Annotated in this window: 16 protein-coding genes; 9 read left to right on the top strand and 7 right to left on the bottom strand. The window is 69.4% G+C overall.

All coding sequences use genetic code 11. From position 1 onward, the window contains the following. Positions 1–837: 837 nt before the first annotated feature. A complete protein-coding gene (gene dnaA, locus ACWD35_RS05990; RefSeq protein ID WP_451349921.1) occupies positions 838–2,814 on the bottom strand; it encodes a chromosomal replication initiator protein DnaA in 1,977 nt (658 codons plus the stop codon). A gap of 396 nt (positions 2,815–3,210) precedes the next feature. Here dnaA and rpmH point away from each other — a divergent pair, with 396 nt between their 5' ends. The 9 genes from rpmH to ACWD35_RS05945 all read left to right on the top strand — a co-directional run bounded on the left by rpmH (position 3,211) and on the right by ACWD35_RS05945 (position 10,205). Then, entirely contained in the window at positions 3,211–3,348 is a 138-nt protein-coding gene (gene rpmH / locus ACWD35_RS05985) for a 50S ribosomal protein L34 (protein WP_015659252.1), read from the top strand. Between the two features lie 21 nt (positions 3,349–3,369). After that, positions 3,370–3,741, top strand: coding sequence for a ribonuclease P protein component (rnpA, locus tag ACWD35_RS05980; RefSeq protein WP_451349920.1), 372 nt, complete (start codon positions 3,370–3,372; stop codon positions 3,739–3,741). Then, complete coding sequence (gene yidD, locus ACWD35_RS05975) at positions 3,738–4,103, top strand: membrane protein insertion efficiency factor YidD (RefSeq protein ID WP_451349919.1); 366 nt, start codon at positions 3,738–3,740, stop codon at positions 4,101–4,103. Before rnpA ends, yidD begins: the two co-directional genes overlap by 4 nt. Positions 4,104–4,106: 3 nt before the next feature. Next, positions 4,107–5,384: a membrane protein insertase YidC gene (yidC, locus tag ACWD35_RS05970; protein WP_451349918.1), complete on the top strand. Its 1,278-nt coding sequence runs from the start codon at positions 4,107–4,109 to the stop codon at positions 5,382–5,384. 15 nt (positions 5,385–5,399) lie between these two features. Further along, entirely contained in the window at positions 5,400–5,912 is a 513-nt protein-coding gene (locus ACWD35_RS05965) for a Jag family protein (protein WP_451349917.1), read from the top strand. 116 nt (positions 5,913–6,028) lie between these two features. Next, a complete protein-coding gene (gene rsmG, locus ACWD35_RS05960) occupies positions 6,029–6,745 on the top strand; it encodes a 16S rRNA (guanine(527)-N(7))-methyltransferase RsmG (RefSeq protein ID WP_451349916.1) in 717 nt (238 codons plus the stop codon). Positions 6,746–7,067: 322 nt separating this feature from the next. After that, positions 7,068–8,141, top strand: coding sequence for a ParA family protein (locus tag ACWD35_RS05955; protein WP_451349915.1), 1,074 nt, complete (start codon positions 7,068–7,070; stop codon positions 8,139–8,141). After that, entirely contained in the window at positions 8,138–9,262 is a 1,125-nt protein-coding gene (locus ACWD35_RS05950; protein ID WP_451349914.1) for a ParB/RepB/Spo0J family partition protein, read from the top strand. The genes ACWD35_RS05955 and ACWD35_RS05950 overlap by 4 nt, the downstream gene beginning before the upstream one ends. A 325-nt stretch (positions 9,263–9,587) precedes the next feature. Beyond that, positions 9,588–10,205 carry a GNAT family N-acetyltransferase gene (locus tag ACWD35_RS05945; RefSeq protein WP_451349913.1) on the top strand — a complete coding sequence of 206 codons (618 nt, stop codon included), beginning with the start codon at positions 9,588–9,590 and terminating at the stop codon, positions 10,203–10,205. Positions 10,206–10,267: 62 nt separating this feature from the next. Here ACWD35_RS05945 and trxA read toward each other — a convergent pair whose 3' ends face one another. From trxA to murJ, 6 genes are all read right to left on the bottom strand, one after another. After that, the gene (gene trxA, locus ACWD35_RS05940; RefSeq protein ID WP_451349912.1) at positions 10,268–10,600 is read right to left on the bottom strand and encodes a thioredoxin; all 333 of its coding nucleotides are present in this window, start codon (positions 10,598–10,600) and stop codon (positions 10,268–10,270) included. A gap of 62 nt (positions 10,601–10,662) precedes the next feature. Next, positions 10,663–11,616 (bottom strand): thioredoxin-disulfide reductase, encoded by a 954-nt coding sequence (trxB, locus tag ACWD35_RS05935; protein ID WP_451349911.1) that lies wholly within the window; start codon positions 11,614–11,616, stop codon positions 10,663–10,665. 172 nt (positions 11,617–11,788) lie between these two features. Then, positions 11,789–12,712, bottom strand: a complete 924-nt coding sequence (locus ACWD35_RS05930; RefSeq protein ID WP_451349910.1) for an anti-sigma factor family protein — start codon at positions 12,710–12,712, stop codon at positions 11,789–11,791. After that, a complete protein-coding gene (gene sigM, locus ACWD35_RS05925) occupies positions 12,709–13,431 on the bottom strand; it encodes an RNA polymerase sigma factor SigM (protein WP_451349909.1) in 723 nt (240 codons plus the stop codon). Before sigM ends, ACWD35_RS05930 begins: the two co-directional genes overlap by 4 nt. Before the next feature lie 26 nt (positions 13,432–13,457). Then, a complete protein-coding gene (locus tag ACWD35_RS05920; protein ID WP_451349908.1) occupies positions 13,458–15,176 on the bottom strand; it encodes a protein kinase family protein in 1,719 nt (572 codons plus the stop codon). Positions 15,177–15,294: 118 nt separating this feature from the next. Next, complete coding sequence (murJ, locus tag ACWD35_RS05915) at positions 15,295–17,697, bottom strand: murein biosynthesis integral membrane protein MurJ (RefSeq protein ID WP_451349907.1); 2,403 nt, start codon at positions 17,695–17,697, stop codon at positions 15,295–15,297. Positions 17,698–17,712 lie beyond the last annotated feature (15 nt).

Below are 17,712 nucleotides of genomic sequence, written 5' to 3'. Positions count from 1 at the left end.
GTCGGGCGGAGGGGCAGCCGGGCACGGCGGAGCGAGTTGTGCACAGGTCCCGCTTCGAAACGGATTCCCAGCTCTCTCTAGTCGGGAGTAGTAGTAGGGCCTGTGGATACCGTGGATAACCCTGTTTTCCCAGGTCAGAGCGGGATTTTTATCCACCGGCCCTGTGGGTGCAGGCCGTGGACAACCAGGGGTTTCTGTGGAGAACAGAAAGTTCTGCACACCCCGCCCACAGCCTGAGGGCAGTTCTCCCCAGCTGCGTCCCCAGATTTACCCACGTTTCCCACACCCCAATCCGGCATCTTCGTGTGACGCCTTTCACTCGACGCGGTGAGCGGGTGCGTTGCGTTGCCGAACAGTGGACAGCCATGTGGAGAAGCCGGGGATCGCTGGGGACAACCGGCCTCAGCCTGTGGGTTGCCCGTGGACAACTTCGTCCACAGTCTGTGGATCTTCGTTTCGTCCACAGACTGTGGAGATCCTTCGTCCACGATTCCACAGGCAGCTGAGCTGGGCGGACGCCGGGGGAACAGCCTCCCTGTGGACGCAGTTCGGGACAACTCCACAGTCCCCAGGATGTGGACGGAAGAAAGTCACCGAATCTGTGGAGAGTGGCCGTAACCAGGCACTTAATCGAACAGCGGGTGGCCGGGGAGCGAGAGGCCGGGACGCGCCGGAGCCCGCCGCGAGCCCGTTGAAAGGTCGCTGGAAGCCGTTGGAAACCCGTCCGCGAGCCTTCACGACGGGCTCGCCAACGGCCGCCGAGGGCCTCCTGAACGCCGAAGGGCGCCCCCGGGATGTCCCCGAGGGCGCCCTCCGGCGCGGCCGTACGGCCGGCGGTCAGCCGTTCTTGATGCGGTTCGTCAGCTCGGTCACCTGGTTGTAGATCGAGCGCCGCTCGGCCATCAGCGCGCGGATCTTGCGGTCGGCGTGCATGACGGTCGTGTGGTCGCGTCCGCCGAACTGCGCGCCGATCTTCGGCAGCGACAGGTCCGTCAGCTCGCGGCACAGGTACATGGCGATCTGCCGGGCCGTGACCAGCGCGCGCCCCCGCGAGGTGCCGCACAGGTCCTCCACCGTCAGCCCGAAGTAGTCGGCGGTGGCCGCCATGATGGCCGTCGCGGTGATCTCGGGCGCGCTGTCCTCGCCGCCCGGGATCAGGTCCTTGAGGACGATCTCGGTCAGACCCAGGTCCACCGGCTGCCGGTTGAGCGAGGCGAACGCCGTCACCCGGATCAGTGCGCCCTCCAGCTCGCGGATGTTCCGCGAGATCCGGGAGGCGATGAACTCCAGCACCTCCGGCGGGGCGTTGAGCTGTTCCTGCACCGCCTTCTTGCGCAGGATCGCGATGCGCGTCTCCAGCTCGGGCGGCTGGACGTCGGTGATCAGGCCCCACTCGAAACGGTTCCGCAGCCGGTCCTCCAGCGTGACCAGCTGCTTGGGCGGCCGGTCGGAGGACAGCACGATCTGCTTGTTCGCGTTGTGGAGCGTGTTGAACGTGTGGAAGAACTCCTCCTGCGTCGACTCCTTGTCCGCGAGGAACTGGATGTCGTCCACGAGCAGGATGTCCATCTCGCGGTAGCGCTTGCGGAAGCTGTCGCCCTTGCCGTCGCGGATGGAGTTGATGAACTCGTTGGTGAACTCCTCGGAGCTGACGTACCGCACGCGCGTGCCCGGGTAGAGGCTGCGCGCGTAGTGCCCGATGGCATGCAGCAGGTGCGTCTTGCCGAGCCCCGACTCCCCGTAGATGAAGAGGGGGTTGTACGCCTTCGCCGGCGCCTCGGCGACGGCCACCGCGGCGGCGTGCGCGAAGCGGTTGGAGGCGCCGATGACGAACGTGTCGAAGAGGTACTTCGGGTTCAGCCGTGCCGTCGGCTCGCCGGAACCGCCCGTCGCCGCGGACTGTGCGGCCAGCGAACCGGCGCCGCCCGTCCCCGGCACGTCCGGACGGCCGGTGCCCGCACGGTGCGCCGGACCGGCACCGCCCGGCTGCTCGGTCCGCTCACGGCGGCCGGGGTCGCGCTGGTCGTACTCGGAGCGCGCGGAGTCGTAGTCCTGGCGTGCGTCGTACTCCGCGCGCGGGGCGTCGTACTCGCCGCGCTGCTGCTCGTACGACGGGCGGTCCATGCCCTGCGAGCGGTAGTCCTGGGCCGGGGTGGCGTACGGGTCCTGCGAGGGCGAGGCGTACGGATCCCGCTCCGGGAAGCCGAGCCGCGGCTGCTGCCAGCTGTACTCGTCCTTCCGGTACTCGTCCTTCCGGTACTCGTCCTGGCGGTATTCGTCCTGCGCGGGCCGCGGCCAGGCGCCGGGCTCGGGGCGCTGGTACTCGGACGGGTACGCCGGGCGGGCGGTCGGCAGCTGGTCCTGGCGGGATGCCGGGTCCGTGCCCGGGAGCTGGTCGCCGGCGCGGTGGCGACCGTAGCCCTCGTACGGTCCGGAGGGCAGCTCCGGCTCCTCGTAGCGGGGCTCTTCGTAGCGCGGTTCTTCGTAGCGGGGCTGCGGCTGCTGGGCGGGGCGGGCCGCGGGAGCCGGCGGCTCGCCCGCGGAGTCGTCCACGGTGATGGCGATACGGATGGGCCGGCCGCATTCGCGGCTCAGCGTCTCGCTGACGATCGGCGCGAGACGGCCCTCCAGTACGTTCTTCGCGAATTCGTTCGGCACGGCGAGCAGCGCGGTGTCCGCGACCAGCGCGAGTGGCTGGCAGCGCCGGATCCAGTGCTCGTCCTTCGCCTCGACACCCTGACCGCGGCCCTCACCGAGGAGCTGCTCCAGTACTCGCGGCCACACTGCGGCAAGATCGGCAGGTACGTCAGCCACAGGGCACGCTCTCTCACAGGTCCCACGAACGTGTGGTTCGCGGACGGGTCGGGATGAATCTCGGGTGGACGGGCGGGGGCAATCCCGCTCGGCTGGGGATAAGGGAACGAATCGGAGTTCAGCCACGGTAGTCAGCGCGGCGGGTAGGGTTCAAGTTGTTGTCCCCAGCCTGTGGATAGTGTCTCTCAGTCACCCCCGGTTTGACCGGATGGCGTAGCCCCGCGTACCGTAACCAGGTCGAGTTGTCGATGGCTGCTGCCGCCTGCCTCCGATGGGCACAGATCACTTCAGGTGATCGGGAAGCGGTGCACTCGGGCGTGACGCGAGCTACTCGTGGGCGCACGGTGACAGCCAGGACGGCACCCCGCCACTACTGATTCTTTCTGGAGCCCCCGAGTGAGCAAGCGCACCTTCCAGCCGAACAACCGTCGCCGCGCGAAGACCCACGGCTTCCGCCTGCGGATGCGCACCCGTGCCGGCCGCGCGATTCTCGCGAACCGTCGTGCCAAGGGTCGCGCCAGCCTGTCCGCCTGATTCTGATCAGGTCATGACGTCGTGCTGCCTACCGAGCATCGGCTGAGGCGGCGCGAGGACTTCGCGACCGCGGTACGACGGGGTCGTCGGGCAGGACGCCCGACCCTCGTCGTCCACCTTCGTAGCGGTGCCACGGACCCGCACGCGCCTGGGGAGAGCGCTCCCCCGACGCGTGCGGGTTTCGTCGTGAGCAAGGCCGTGGGTGGTGCGGTCGTGCGTAACACAGTGAAGCGCAGACTGCGCCATCTGATGCGCGACCGAGTCGGCCTCTTTCCCCCCGGTAGCCTGGTAGTCGTACGAGCGTTGCCCGGAGCGGGCGACGCGGACCACGCACAGCTGGCCCGAGACCTCGATGCCGCCCTGCAGCGGCTGCTGGGAGGGGGCGCGCGATGAAGTACCCACTGCTGGCCCTGATCAAGCTGTACCAGTGGACGATCAGTCCATTGCTGGGGCCGGTGTGCAAGTACTACCCGTCGTGCTCCCACTACGGCTACACGGCCATCGACCGGCATGGTGCGATCAAGGGAACGGCACTGACCGCCTGGCGCATCCTCCGGTGCAATCCGTGGTCGCTCGGCGGTGTGGACCATGTTCCGCCACGCAAGCGCCCGCGGTGGCACGAGTTGCTGCGCGACGCTTGGCGTGCACGCAAGGGCGGGCCCTCCGCCGCCGAACCGGCCACCGAGGAGAAGACTCCCACTGAGCTTCCTTCGAGCCCGGCCGCAGAGACCTCGCCCCATGCCCAAGGAGCATGATTAGTGGACACGATTGCCAGCCTCTTCAGCTTCATCACGACACCCGTTTCATGGGTCATCGTCCAGTTCCACGTGGTGTACGGCGCGATCTTCGGCCCTGACACCGGATGGGCCTGGGGCTTGTCCATCGTGTCCCTGGTGATTCTGATCCGCATCTGCCTGATCCCGCTCTTCGTGAAGCAGATCAAGGCGACGCGCGCGATGCAGACGCTCCAGCCGGAGATGAAGAAGATCCAGGAGCGCTACAAGAACGACCGGCAGCGTCAGTCCGAAGAGATGATGAAGCTGTACAAGGACGCGGGCACCAACCCGCTGTCCTCGTGCCTTCCCATCCTGGCGCAGTCCCCGTTCTTCTTCGCCCTGTACCACGTGCTGAACGGCATCGCGGGCGGCAAGAAGGTCGGCGTCATCAACGGGGACCTGCTGGAGAGCGCGCAGCACGCGCACATCTTCGGCGCCCCGCTGGCCGCGAAGTTCCTGGACGGCGCCGACACGGCCGCGAAGCTCGGCGCCTCGCTGACGGACATCCGCGTCGTCACCGCGGTCATGATCGTCCTGATGTCCGCGTCGCAGTTCTACACGCAGCGCCAGCTGATGACGAAGAACGTCGACACGACGGTGAAGACGCCGTTCATGCAGCAGCAGAAGATGCTGATGTACGTCTTCCCCATCATGTTCGCCTTCTTCGGCATCCGGTTCCCCGTCGGTGTCCTCGTCTACTGGCTGACCACCAACGTATGGACCATGGGCCAGCAGATGTTCGTCATCCGCAACAACCCGACCCCGGGTTCCAAGGCCCAGGCCGCCTACCTGGAGCGCCTGACCAAGCACGTCACGCACCACGGCAAGGTCAGCCGGCGCGGCGAGAAGGCCATCGTCAAGGCGATCGTCACCAAGGGCCGTGACCGCAACGAGTTCGAGCGCAAGTTCATCAACTCCCTGAGCAAGGCCGGCCTTGCCGCCCAGGCCGACGGCACCGTGGTGAAGAGCGAGGCCCAGGCCGCGCTGGAGACCGAGGACGGCGGCACGACCACCGCCACCGCCACCGCGGCCCGGCGCCAGCAGCCCAAGCGCCAGAGCAAGGCCCAGCGTCAGTCCGGCGGGGCCAAGCAGGCGGGCGACACCGAGTCAACCTCGCTGGAGAAGTCCGACGAGCCGCAGGACGCCAAGCCCGCCGCTGCTCAGCAGCAGCGGAAGCCCGGCAACGGCACCCGCAGCAAGGCCCAGTCCGGCCAGCGCAAGGGTGGCCCGCAGCGGCCCAAGTCCCCGTCCAAGAAGTAAGAAGGAGCCCATCCCGTGACGGAAGGCACCACCTCCGCCGCTGCCGAGGGTGCAGACACCCTCACCCGCCTGGAGCAGGAGGGTGAGATCGCGGCGGACTACCTGGAGGGTCTGCTGGACATCGCCGACCTCGACGGCGACATCGACATGGACGTCGAGGCCGATCGCGCCTCCGTGTCGATCATCAGCGACAGCGGCAGCCGTGAACTGCATAAGCTGGTCGGCCGGGACGGCGAGGTGCTGGAGGCGCTGCAGGAGCTGACGCGGCTGGCCGTGCACCGGGAGACCGGTGACCGCAGCCGGCTGATGCTGGACATCGCGGGCTACCGGGCCCAGAAGCGGACCGAGCTGTCCGAGCTGGGCGCCAAGGCCGCGGCCGAGGCCAAGAACACCGGCGAGCCCGTCAAGCTCAAGCCGATGACCCCGTTCGAGCGCAAGGTCGTGCACGACGCGGTCAAGGCCGCCGGACTGCGCAGCGAGTCGGAGGGCGAGGAGCCGCAGCGGTTCGTCGTCGTGCTGCCCGCCTGATCGGTCCCACGTCTCACCGGCCCCGTCTGTAGCGCAGACGGGGCCGAACTTTGTCAGCCTGGTAGTTCTGGTGGCCGGCGCGCGGAGCGCCGGCGCTGTACGGAAGGACGGTCCCCGTGACGGAGGCAGCGGAGCTTCCCCCCGCGCCCGAGCAGGCGCGGGAAGTGTTTGGTGATCGCTTCGCCGATGCGGTCCGCTATGCGGAGCTGCTCGCCGAGACAGGCGTGAAGCGTGGCCTGATCGGCCCACGGGAGGTGCCCCGCCTGTGGGAGCGGCACCTGCTGAACTGCGCGGTGCTGTCGGAGGCCGTTCCGGAGGGGGTGACCGTGTGCGACGTCGGCTCGGGCGCCGGGCTGCCGGGCATCCCGCTGGCCCTGGTCCGGGAGGACCTGAACATCACCCTGCTGGAGCCCCTGCTGCGGCGCACCAACTTCCTCACAGAGGTCGTCGAGCTGCTCGGCCTCGACCACGTCACGGTCGTGCGCGGTCGCGCCGAGGAGGTCCTGGGCACGCTGCCGCCGGTCCATGTGGTGACCGCCCGCGCCGTGGCCCCGCTGGACCGGCTGGCCACCTGGGGCATCCCGCTGCTGCGTCCGTACGGCGAGATGCTCGCGCTCAAGGGCGACACCGCCGAGGAGGAGCTGAAGGCCGCGGCCACCGCGCTCAGCAAGCTCGGTGCGGTCTCCACGTCCATCCTGCATGTGGGTGAGGGCGTGGTGGATCCGCTGTCCACGGTCGTGCGGGTCGAGGTCGGAGAGTCTCCGGGTGGTGTGCGGTTCGCGGCCAAGCGGGCGAAGGCGGCTCGGGCCGGTCGTGCGCGCCGGCGCCGCTGATCCGTCCTGACGACGAGACGTACTCCACACAAGCTGCCAAACCTATGCAAGCCGGAGTGTCGCTGAGGTCCGGTCGTCGGCGCTGTGCATCGTGTTTCACGTGAAACGTCGCTCACTGCTGCAGGGCATCATCAGTCGTGGCCGCGCTGCGGCCGAACCTCGCGACCGGAAGCCTCTCGGTTCACTGGGAGAGGGAACCGCCTCCCCGGGAGCTCCGGCCCCTTCCCAGAGCGCTCCGTCCCCCTCCCGGGGCACGGAGTTGTCCACAGAGGTGGATTTCTCCACAGAACAGCAGGCCTCACTGGTTCACGACCCCGAAGACATGGGAGGCTCTGTTCATTGCGAGCCTGAAGTCGAGGAGAGTGAATCCTTGCGGTCCGACGCCAACATCGCGGGACCGATGACCGATCCGGTCCCCGGTCCCCGTACCGAGTCGATGGGGGCGGATGTTTCACGTGAAACACCGTCCCCGATGGACGACACTCCCATCGGTCGTGCTGCCCAACTGGCCATGGAGGCTCTGGGGCGTGCCGGCGAAGGCCTGCCGCGACCGGAGCAGACCCGAGTGATCGTGGTCGCCAACCAGAAGGGCGGTGTGGGCAAGACGACGACGACCGTCAACCTTGCCGCTTCGCTGGCTCTGCACGGTGCCCGTGTCCTGGTGATCGACCTCGACCCTCAGGGCAACGCGTCCACGGCTCTGGGGATCGACCATCACGCCGAAGTCCCTTCGGTCTACGACGTGTTGGTGGAGAGCAGGCCTCTCGCCGAGGTCGTCCAGCCCGTGGTGGACGTCGAAGGCCTCTTCTGTGCCCCCGCCACCATTGATCTTGCCGGTGCGGAGATCGAGCTGGTGTCGCTGGTGGCCCGTGAGAGCCGGCTTCAGCGGGCGATCCAGGCGTACGAGCAGCCGTTGGACTACATCCTCATCGACTGCCCGCCGTCCCTGGGTCTGCTGACGGTCAACGCGTTGGTCGCGGGCCAGGAGGTCCTCATCCCCATCCAGTGCGAGTACTACGCGCTGGAGGGCCTGGGCCAACTGCTGCGCAATGTCGACCTGGTGCGGGGGCACCTCAACCCCACCCTGCATGTGTCGACCATCCTGCTCACCATGTACGACGGCCGGACGCGTCTCGCTTCCCAGGTCGCGGAAGAGGTGCGCACCCACTTCGGCGACGAGGTGCTGCGGACGAGCATTCCCCGCTCGGTCCGTATCTCCGAGGCGCCGAGCTATGGGCAGACGGTGCTGACCTACGATCCAGGATCGAGCGGCGCCCTCTCCTATTTTGAGGCGGCCCGAGAAATCGCGCTGAAGGGCATCGGCATCAGCTACGACGCGAGCCAGGCCCATATCGGCGCCCAGAACGACCCGAGCATGGTGGAGGGGATTCAGTGAGTGAACGACGGAGGGGGCTGGGCCGTGGTCTCGGCGCACTGATCCCTGCTGCCCCGACCGAGAAGAACCCGGCCCCGGCCGCGATGGGGAGTGGTGCGTCCGCGTCTCCCGCTGCCGTCCCGGTGCTGACGACCGACCGCGGGGTGGCTGCGGCGAAGGTGGCCACACTGCCGCCTGTTTCACGTGAAGCCGAGGAGCCCTCGGCGGGCCCTGCCCCGGAGACGCCCGCGCCTCCGCTGGGTGCCCACTTCGCCGAGATCCCCCTCGACTCGATCACGCCGAACCCGCGCCAGCCGCGTGAGGTCTTCGACGAGGATGCGCTTCACGAGCTGGTGACCTCCATCAAGGAGGTCGGTCTCCTCCAGCCCGTCGTCGTCCGGCAGCTGGGCCCGGCCCGGTACGAGCTGATCATGGGCGAGCGGCGCTGGCGAGCCTGTCGTGAGGCCGGCCTGGAGGCGATCCCGGCGATCGTCCGGGCCACGGACGACGAGAAGCTCCTCCTGGACGCGCTGTTGGAGAACCTGCACCGCGCCCAGCTGAACCCGCTGGAAGAGGCAGCCGCCTACGATCAGCTGCTCAAGGACTTCAACTGCACGCACGACCAGCTCGCCGACCGGATCGGGCGCTCCCGGCCGCAGGTCTCCAACACCCTGCGTCTGCTGAAGCTCTCGCCGGCGGTCCAGCGCCGGGTCGCCGCCGGGGTCCTCTCCGCCGGGCACGCGCGGGCGCTGCTGTCCGTCGAGGACTCGGAGGAGCAGGACCGGCTGGCCCATCGCATCGTGGCCGAGGGGCTGTCCGTGCGGGCCGTCGAGGAGATCGTGACCCTGATGGGCTCGCGTCCCCAGACGACCCAGCGCTCCAAGGGCCCGCGAGCCGGTGCCCGGGTCTCCCCGGCACTGAGCAGCCTGGCGACCCGCCTCTCCGACCGCTTCGAGACCCGGGTGAAGGTCGACCTGGGCCAGAAGAAGGGCAAGATCACGGTCGAGTTCGCCTCCATGGAGGACCTTGAGCGGATCCTGGGCACCCTCGCCCCGGGCGAGGGACCGGTCCTGCAGAAGGGTCTCCAGGAGAGCCTCCAGGAGGGCGACGACGAGGGCGACGACGAGGGCAACGACGTCTGATCCTCGGACGCCCCTGGGCGGTACGCCTGGTCGTGCAGGAGCGGGCCGTGTCCGGTGTGTGCCGGAACGCGGCCCGCTCTTTGCTTCGAGGCGGTATCGAGGCAATCGCATCGTGGATACGATGCGAACGGGTATGGCGCATCCACCTGGCAGCATCTCTGAGTGGGGAGACAGGGGCCATGCGAACGATGAGCCGCACCGGACTGGTGAGCGCGGGCCTGGGCCTCGGAGTGGTCGGCGGATTCGTCGGCAGCCTGCTCAGGGAACGGAGCGCTCTGACGGCCGCTCGCGATGCCGCGGGCGAGGGAAGCGAGGAACAGCCTTCATGGGGCGCCGGCTCGTACCGCTCACGCTGGACAACCTTCAGGACCTTCCCAAACGCTGCCGCTCGTGCGTCTTCTGGGAACTGGACCCCGTCAGCGGAGGGGCAGCGGTAAACGGAGGCACGGCCGCGCTGGAGAAGGAGGGCTGGATCTCCGCCGTCCTGCTGGACTGGGGATCGTGCGGCCGGGTGGTCTACGTCGATGACGTCCCAGTGGGCTTCGTGCTCTATGCGCCCCCGGCCTATGTGCCGCGCTCCGCGGCGTTCCCCACGAGCCCGGTCTCGCCGGATGCCGTTCAGCTCATGACGGCGTTCATCATGCCCGGGTACCGGGGCCAGGGGCTCGGCCGGGTGATGGTCCAGACGGTCGCCAAGGATCTGCTGCGGCGCGGCTTCAAGGCCATCGAGGCGTTCGGTGACGCCCGCTGGAAGGAGCCCGCCTGCCTGCTGCCTGCCGAGCATCTCCTGGCCGTCGGCTTCAAGACGGTCAGGCAGCATCCCACGAACCCCCGGCTGCGGCTGGAGCTGCGGTCCACACTCTCCTGGAAGCAGGACGTGGAGCTGGCACTCGACCGGCTCCTGGGAGCGGTCCAGAAGGAGCCCGCGCTGCGGCCGTTGTAAGCCGTTGTAAAGCGAATGGGCCAACCCTCAGGGGTTGGCCCATTCGTGTTTCACGTGAAACGTCACTCGGCGATGAACTCGTCGAGGTCGCGGAGGAGCGCGGCCTTCGGCTTGGCACCAACGATCGTCTTGGCCACCTCGCCGCCCTGGTAGACGTTCAGGGTGGGGATGGACATGACGCCGTACTTGGCGGCCGTGGTCGGGTTCTCGTCGATGTTGAGCTTGACGATCTCGATCTGACCGCCGTGCTCGGCCGCGATGGCCTCCAGGGACGGGGCGATCTGGCGGCACGGACCGCACCACTCGGCCCAGAAGTCCACCAGGACGGGCTTGTCGCTCTTGAGGACGACCTCGTCGAAGTCGGCGTCGGTCACGTTCTTCAGGGTGCCGGCCACAGCGGGCTCCTTCACTTGATGATGCGGTGGGGTGGGGAAGGGGGAAGTAGGTCGGGGCGCGCTTACGCCTGCGCCTGGTCCCCGTCGGCGAGGGCCGCGAGGAAGCGCTCGGCGTCGAGAGCGGCGGAGCAGCCGGTGCCGGCCGCGGTGATCGCCTGACGGTAGGTGTGGTCGACCACGTCACCGGCGGCGAAGACGCCGGTCAGGTTGGTCTGAGTGGAGGGCGCGGCGACCTTCAGGTAGCCCTCGTCGTCCAGGTCCAGCTGGCCCTTGAACAGCTCGGTGCGCGGGTCGTGGCCGATCGCGATGAACAGGCCCGTCACGGCCAGGTCGGACAGCTCGCCCGTCTTGACGTTGCGCAGCTTCAGGCCGGAGAGCTTCTGCTCACCCTGGATCTCGGCGACCTCGCTGTGCCAGGCGAACTTGATCTTCGGGTCGTTGAAGGCGCGGTCCTGCATCGCCTTGGAGGCGCGCAGGGTGTCACGGCGGTGGACGACCGTCACGGACTTGGCGAACCGGGAGAGGAAGGTGGCCTCCTCCATCGCGGTGTCGCCACCACCGATGACGGCGATGTCCTGGTCCTTGAAGAAGAATCCGTCACAGGTGGCGCACCAGGAGACACCACGGCCGGAGAGCGCGTCCTCGTTCGGCAGGCCGAGCTTGCGGTGCTGGGAGCCGGTCGTGACGATGACGGCCTTCGCCCGGTGGACGGTGCCCGCGGTGTCGGTGACGGTCTTGATCTCACCGGCCAGGTCGACGGAGACGATGTCGTCCGGGATCAGCTCGGCGCCGAAGCGCTCGGCCTGCGCCCGCATGTTGTCCATCAGCTCGGGGCCCATGATGCCGTCGCGGAAGCCCGGGAAGTTCTCCACCTCGGTGGTGTTCATCAGGGCACCACCGGCGGTGACGGCGCCCTCGAACACCAGGGGCTTCAGCGACGCGCGCGCGGTGTACAGCGCCGCCGTGTAGCCGGCGGGCCCGGAGCCGATGATGATCACGTTACGGACGTCGCTCACGGCTTGGTTCCTCGTCTCTGGTCTGCGTCGGTCGACCGGGGGGAGCACCCTTCAGGACTCTCACCCCACCCAACGGATCCTAAGGGGCCCGCATTCCCACCGTGTCCGGGTACACACGTAGACAGGGACGAGCGCCTGCACAGGGGCGAGCGCCTGCACAGAGACGAGCGACTCAGGGACGGGCGAAGGACTGCTCCAGGAGCACCTTGCCCGCCGAGACGGGCTGCCGGGACACGCAGGCCGCGTCGACCACATAGGCCGTGACGTGTGCGCTGTCACGGGCGTCGGGCAGGACGACGAGGTAGGCATCCTTTCCGTCGTACCTGCCGGTCTTGGCACCCAGGATGGTGTCACTGCGCTTGATCGCCTGCTGGACACAGTCGGGGACCGGGACCTGGCTCTGGACGAGCGTGTGCGCGTTCTCGCTCGCCCCAGGAGTCTCCTGGCCCGAGTCGCTGCCGCTGCGTGGCCGCTCGGAGCCCCGCTGTGTGCCCTGCTTCGCGGTGAGCAGCTCCTGTACCTGGTTCTGGACGCTGTGCCCGGAGAAGGGACCGGCGGCCGAGCTGGCCGTGCTGTGGGCGGTCGTGTCGGAGGTGTGATCCCCGAACGACTGCAGGACGAAGGTCCCGGCGCCGAGCACAGCGGCGGTGAACACGGCACCCAGGACGACGGTCCTTCGGCGCCGACCCCGCCCGGACCCCTTCCGCCCCGGTCCGGTCGTCGCATGCGGGCGCCCGGCGGGCCGGTCCGCCGGGGCCGATGTTTCACGTGAAACATGCGCGGCGGGAGACTCGCTCGGACTGGAGACCGCGCCCGTCCCGTCGGCGGCCTCGGGCGTGGTGGCGTTCAACAGCGCTTCGGCGGCGAGGGCGGCATCGATACGACCGGCGACATCCGCAGGCATGCGCGGCGGGCCCGGAAGGGTCCCCAGCATCCCCCGGATCTCCTCCAGCGAGGCGTGGACGTCGGCGCACAGCTCACACGCGTCCAGATGGCGCCGCACATGCGCGGACCGTGACGGCGGCAGCAGGCCTTCGGTGAGGTCGGAGATCTCTGCGACGTCCGGGTGTCCGGCCGTGTCCGTCGTGGAAGTCACGCTCGCCCACCTCCGCCCTTCACTACGGCTGAATCGCTCGGCCCTGTGTCCGGGGGACCTTCTTGTGGCCCCGCTGCGGGTGGGACGGATGTCCCCTGTACCCGGTTCCGTCCCGGCCCGGGTTCTTCTCCGGCCTCTGTGCCGTCCTGGCGCAGATGGGTGAGCAGGGGCAGAAGCCTGGCCCTGCCCCGGGCGCACCGGCTCTTCACCGTCCCCGTGGGGACATCGAGGATGCGGGCGGCCTCGGCGACGGGGTACCCCTGCATGTCCACGAGGACCAGAGCGGCACGCTGCTCATACGGAAGCGTGCCGAGCGCTTCCAGCAGCTGCCGGTGCAGGTCGTTGCGCTCGGCCGGGGCCGAGGCCGCTTCGTGCGGCTCAAGCATCTGCTCCAGTCGCTCGGTGTCGTCCACCGGTGAGGTCTTGCGCGAGGCGGCCTTGCGGGCGCGGTCCAGGCAGGCGTTCACCGTGATCCGGTGCAGCCAGGTGGTGACGGCCGACTGCCCCCGGAAGGTGTGCGCAGCCCGGTAGGCCGATACCAGCGCGTCCTGCACCGCGTCAGCGGCCTCCTCCCGGTCCCCCAGCGTCCGCAGGGCCACGGCCCACAGCCGGTCCCGATGCCGCCGCACGAGCTCACCGAAGGCTTCGGGGTCGCCTTCGACATGGCGGGCGAGCAGGTCCTGGTCGCTCACTCCGTCGTATCCGGCGCCCTCTGCCATCTGCCCCCTCCGGTTCGGGTGAGACGTCAGCCCGTGAACTTCACTTCGGTGAAGGCCTGCTTGAAGCCCGCACTGGCGTACGCGTCGGCGTCGTAACCCGACTTCGGCACGGCCGTCAGCCACACCAGGACGTACCGCGTCTTCACGGACTTGCCGGCCTTCACCGTAGCGGTGGTGCCCGTGGTCGTGACCTTGCCGAACTGGTGCACCGAGTCCAGCGACGCCGATGTCAGCGAATCGGCCGCGTACAGCTCGACCGTGGTGTGGTCGCCGGGGTAGCGCAGGTTGATCGTGGCGGTGTTCACCTGCTTGGCGGAGCCGAGGTCGTAGATGATGCCCTCGCCGGGCCGGTACGGCGCGATCTCGGGACCGGCGTTGAAGGTCTTGGTCCGCCAGTACGTCGACCCGTCGTGGTCGTACGTCTTCCTGACATCGCCGGGGTGCTGCGGGTCGCCCTCGGCGACGTACTCCCGGCTGTCCTGGATCTCTATCGGCGCGGCCTGCGCCTTCCTGCCGCTCTTGTCGCCGTCGTCCGTCTGCTGGCTCTTGTTCGTGTCGTCGGACTTGACCTGGTCCATCAGGGCGTCCGCCAGTTGCCAGCTGCCCAGGCCGAGGGCCGCGATGAGGAGGGCGGAGACCGCCCACTTCAGGGCCCTGCCGGTGCGGCTCTGCAGCGGAGGCGGCGGGGGCGCTATCGGCTGCGTGACACCGGGGCGCGGCGTGGGGCGGCCGTACGTGCCCTGCTGGTACGTCGTGCGCTGGTACTCCGGCGGTGCCGTGAACGCCGGCTCCGGCGGGCGGATGCGGGGCATCTCGCCGATCGCCTTCACCAGTTCCTCGGGCGTGGTGCACGGGGCCTCGTGCCGGGACGCGGTCGCCCCGTCGTTGGCAAGAGCGCGCATCGCCAGTTCGGACAGGCCGCGGTGGACCCCGGCCCGCACCTGGTCGGGTGCGATCAGGCCGACGTCCTTGGGCAGCCCGGACAGGCCGTAGGCGTCGTTCTCGTACGGCCAGCGCTGGGTCAGCGCGGCGTACAGCAGGGCGCCGATCGCCTCGGTGTCGGTGCGCTGTGGGGTGTCGGAGCTGATGCCGCGCAGCGCGGCGTTCACGGCGAGGCCGCGGAGGCGCCACTGGCCGGTGGAGGCGCGCAGGACGGCGTTCGGGTTCAGCCGCAGATGGGCCAGGCCCTCACGGTGCGCGGCGGCCATGGCGGAGGCCACCTGACTGACCATCTGGTAGGCGTCGTGCGGCTCCAGCGGCCCGGAAGCGAGCAGGGCGGACAGTTCCGTGGCGTCGGGCAGCCATTCGTGCACGACGTACACGAGGTCGTTCTCCTCGACGGCGTCGAGGACCTGGACGAAGCGCGGATCGCCGAGCAGCGCGGAGGAGCGGGCGGCGGCGAGGACGGAGCGGGCCCGTGGATGGTCCGCAGGCAGGATGTGGACGCCGACGGCACGACGGAGTTTCTCGTCGACCGCACGCCAGCTGCTGAATCCGTCCAGACGGGTGACGCACTCCTCGAGACGGTAGCGTCTGGCGAGTTTGTGACCGCTGTGCAGTTCGGGGGGCGAGGACTTCTTCCCGGGGCCGTCGGCCCCGCCGCTCCCCTGTGCCTTGTCGCTGTCCGTGTCCCGCTCCGGCATCTTGGCCACCCCGTCGGCCGTGGACTGGTCCGCCTTGGCGGTCAGCGGCTGGTCGCCACTGTTGTCTGCCACGTCGACGGCAGCCGTGCTCCGTTCCGCCACCGTCGTCCCTGCCTCCCCATCCGTTGCACGCTGTCCGACGCCGAAACCAATTGTGCCCACAGTCCGCCGCTATGCACGACACGCAGCCGGGGACGATGGTTGTGCGACTACCCCCGACTCATCGACCCAGACGTCCGCGCACCATTCCCACGAGCGAGTTGAGTTCCTCGATGCGCATGCGGCGGGCGGCGGCGTAGAAGACGCCGAGCAGCACCGCACTGCCGACGAGGAGTGCGGCGAAGGAACCGGCCACGCCCTGGCCGAGGGTGTGCCCGATGCCGTAGCAGGCCGCGCCGCTGAGCAGGGCGGCCGGCACCGAGGCGATGCCGAGCCGCGCGTACGTCCGCAGCACCCGTGCGCCGTCCAGGTCGCCGCCCAGCCGCTTGCGCAGCCGACGCCAGGCGACGCCCACACCGATCGCGTAGGCGAGGCCGTAGACGGCGGCCATGCCGGCAACCGCCCAGCGGGCCGGCAGCAGGAAGTAGCAGAGCGCCGAGGCGCCCGCGTTCACCGCGGCCACGATGACGGTGTTGTAGAAGGGGGTGCGGGTGTCCTCGTAGGCGTAGAAGGCGCGCAGGACGACGTACTGCACGGAGTACGGGATGAGGCCGAGGCCGAAGGCCATCAGCATGTAGCCCATGTTGACGGCTGAGCTGGTGCCCGCGGAGCCGAAGATCAGCGTGCACATCGGGATGCCGAGCGCGAGGAAGCCGAAGGCGATGGGCACGATGGCGACCGCGGTGGTGCGCAGGCCCTGGGAGATGTCGTCGCGGACGGCCCCGCCGTCGCCCTCGGCAGCCGACCGCGAGATGCGCGGCAGCAGCGCGGCCATGAGGGACACGGTGATGATGGCCTGCGGCAGGCCCCAGATCAGCTGGGCGTTGGCGTAGGCGGCGAAGCCGGCGCCCTTGATGCCGGAGTCGTTGCCGGCGGCGGTGGACAGCTGGGTCACGACCATGGCGCCCGCCTGGTTGGCGAGGACGAACAGGACCGTCCACTTCGCGAGCATCGCGGCCTTGCCCAGGCCGTGCCCCCTCCAGTCGAAGCGCAGGCGGATCCGGAAGCCGGTCTCACGCAGGTACGGGATCATGGCGAGGGACTGGACGACCAGACCGAGCAGCACACCGACACCGAGGAGGCGCTGGCCCTCCGGCGGGATGTTCGTGACGGTCATGCCGGAGTGGGAGGCGGTGCCGTAGACCCAGATGAACATGCCGAGCGACACGATGATGACGATGTTGTTCAGGACCGGAGTCCACATCATCGCGCCGAACTTACCCCGCGCGTTGAGGATCTGACCCATCACCACATGGATGCCCATGAAGAAGATCGAGGGCAGGAAGTAGCGGGTGAAGGTGACCGCGACCTCGTTGCCGTGCGGGTTGTTTGCGATGGTGGGGGACAGCATCCGTACCAGCAGCGGCGCCGCGAACATCGCGAGCCCGGTCAGCGCGGCCAGCGCCACCATCACGAGCGTCAGCAGCCGGTTGGCGAAGGCCTCGCCCCCGTCCTCGTCCTCCTTCATGGACCGCACCAGCTGCGGGACGAACACGGAGTTGAGCCCGCCGCCGACGGTGAGGATGTAGATCATGGTCGGCAGCTGGTAGGCCACCTGGAAGGAGTCGGCGAGAAAGCCGAGGCCCAGGGCGGCGGCGATCAGCGCGGAGCGGATGAAGCCGGTGAGGCGGGAGACCATCGTGCCCGCCGCCATGACGGCGCTGGACTTCAGCAGCCCGGAGGCCTTCCCGCCCTTCTTCGCGGGACCTGACGGACCCGGGGCGGGGGCCGCGGCAGGAGCCGCAGCCGGGGCCGGAGCCGGCACGGGAGGCTGCACCGGGTGTCCGGCGGTAGGGGCAGCGGTAGGAGCGGCCTGGTACGGGGTCCCGGCGTAGGGGGCACCCGCGTACGGGGTCCCCTGCTGCGGGCCCTGCCCGTACTGCGCCGCCGGGTACTCGCCTGCCGGGAACTGGCCCGCCCCGTACTGGCCCGCAGGACCCTGCCCGGCGCCCGGCGCCACGGCCGGGCCGGGGACGGTCGGCGGCTGCATCGGCTGATGCCCGCCCTGCTGCTGGTCCTGGAAGAGGTGTGCGAAGGCGTCCGGCTCGTGGCGCTCCTCGCCGGAGTGCGTGACCAGGTCGTCCACGCCCACGAACTGGGTGGTGCGCGGATCGTCGCCGTACGGCAGGTACGGGGCGGCGCCCTCCGGCTCCGGCGCCGGGGTCTGCGCCCACACCCGTGGGTCGGGGGCGTACGGAGACTGGGCCGGCGGGGCGTAGAGCGGCTGCTGCTGGTCGTACGTGCCCGGAGGCGGCGGCGGGTGCGCGGCACGGTCGTAGAGCGCCTCGGCGACCGGGTCCTGGGCGGTCAGGTCCTGCGCCCGGTAGGGGTCCTGGTCGTAGGCGTCCTGGAGGTACATGTCCGCCGCGTGCTGCGGCGGCACCTGACCGGCCTCGGGCGGCGTCTCGGGGTAGCCCGAGCCGGCCGCGCCCTGGCCGCGTTCACCGTCGTACGGCGCGTTCATGCTTACCCCACCTCA

It is taken from the genome of Streptomyces sp. NPDC002671, from assembly GCF_053592475.1.
This window is presented reverse-complemented; position numbering and strand designations above follow the sequence as displayed.

Bases quoted from the DNA above. Each gene is read 5' to 3' on its own strand.
- yidD (WP_451349919.1), top strand. From the start codon at position 3,738: ATGAAGTACCCACTGCTGGCCCTGATCAAGCTGTACCAGTGGACGATC.
- ACWD35_RS05955 (WP_451349915.1), top strand. From the start codon at position 7,068: ATGGGAGGCTCTGTTCATTGCGAGCCTGAAGTCGAGGAGAGTGAATCC.
- ACWD35_RS05945 (WP_451349913.1), top strand. From the start codon at position 9,588: ATGGGGCGCCGGCTCGTACCGCTCACGCTGGACAACCTTCAGGACCTT.
- sigM (WP_451349909.1), bottom strand. From the start codon at position 13,431: ATGGCAGAGGGCGCCGGATACGACGGAGTGAGCGACCAGGACCTGCTC.
- murJ (WP_451349907.1), bottom strand. From the start codon at position 17,697: ATGAACGCGCCGTACGACGGTGAACGCGGCCAGGGCGCGGCCGGCTCG.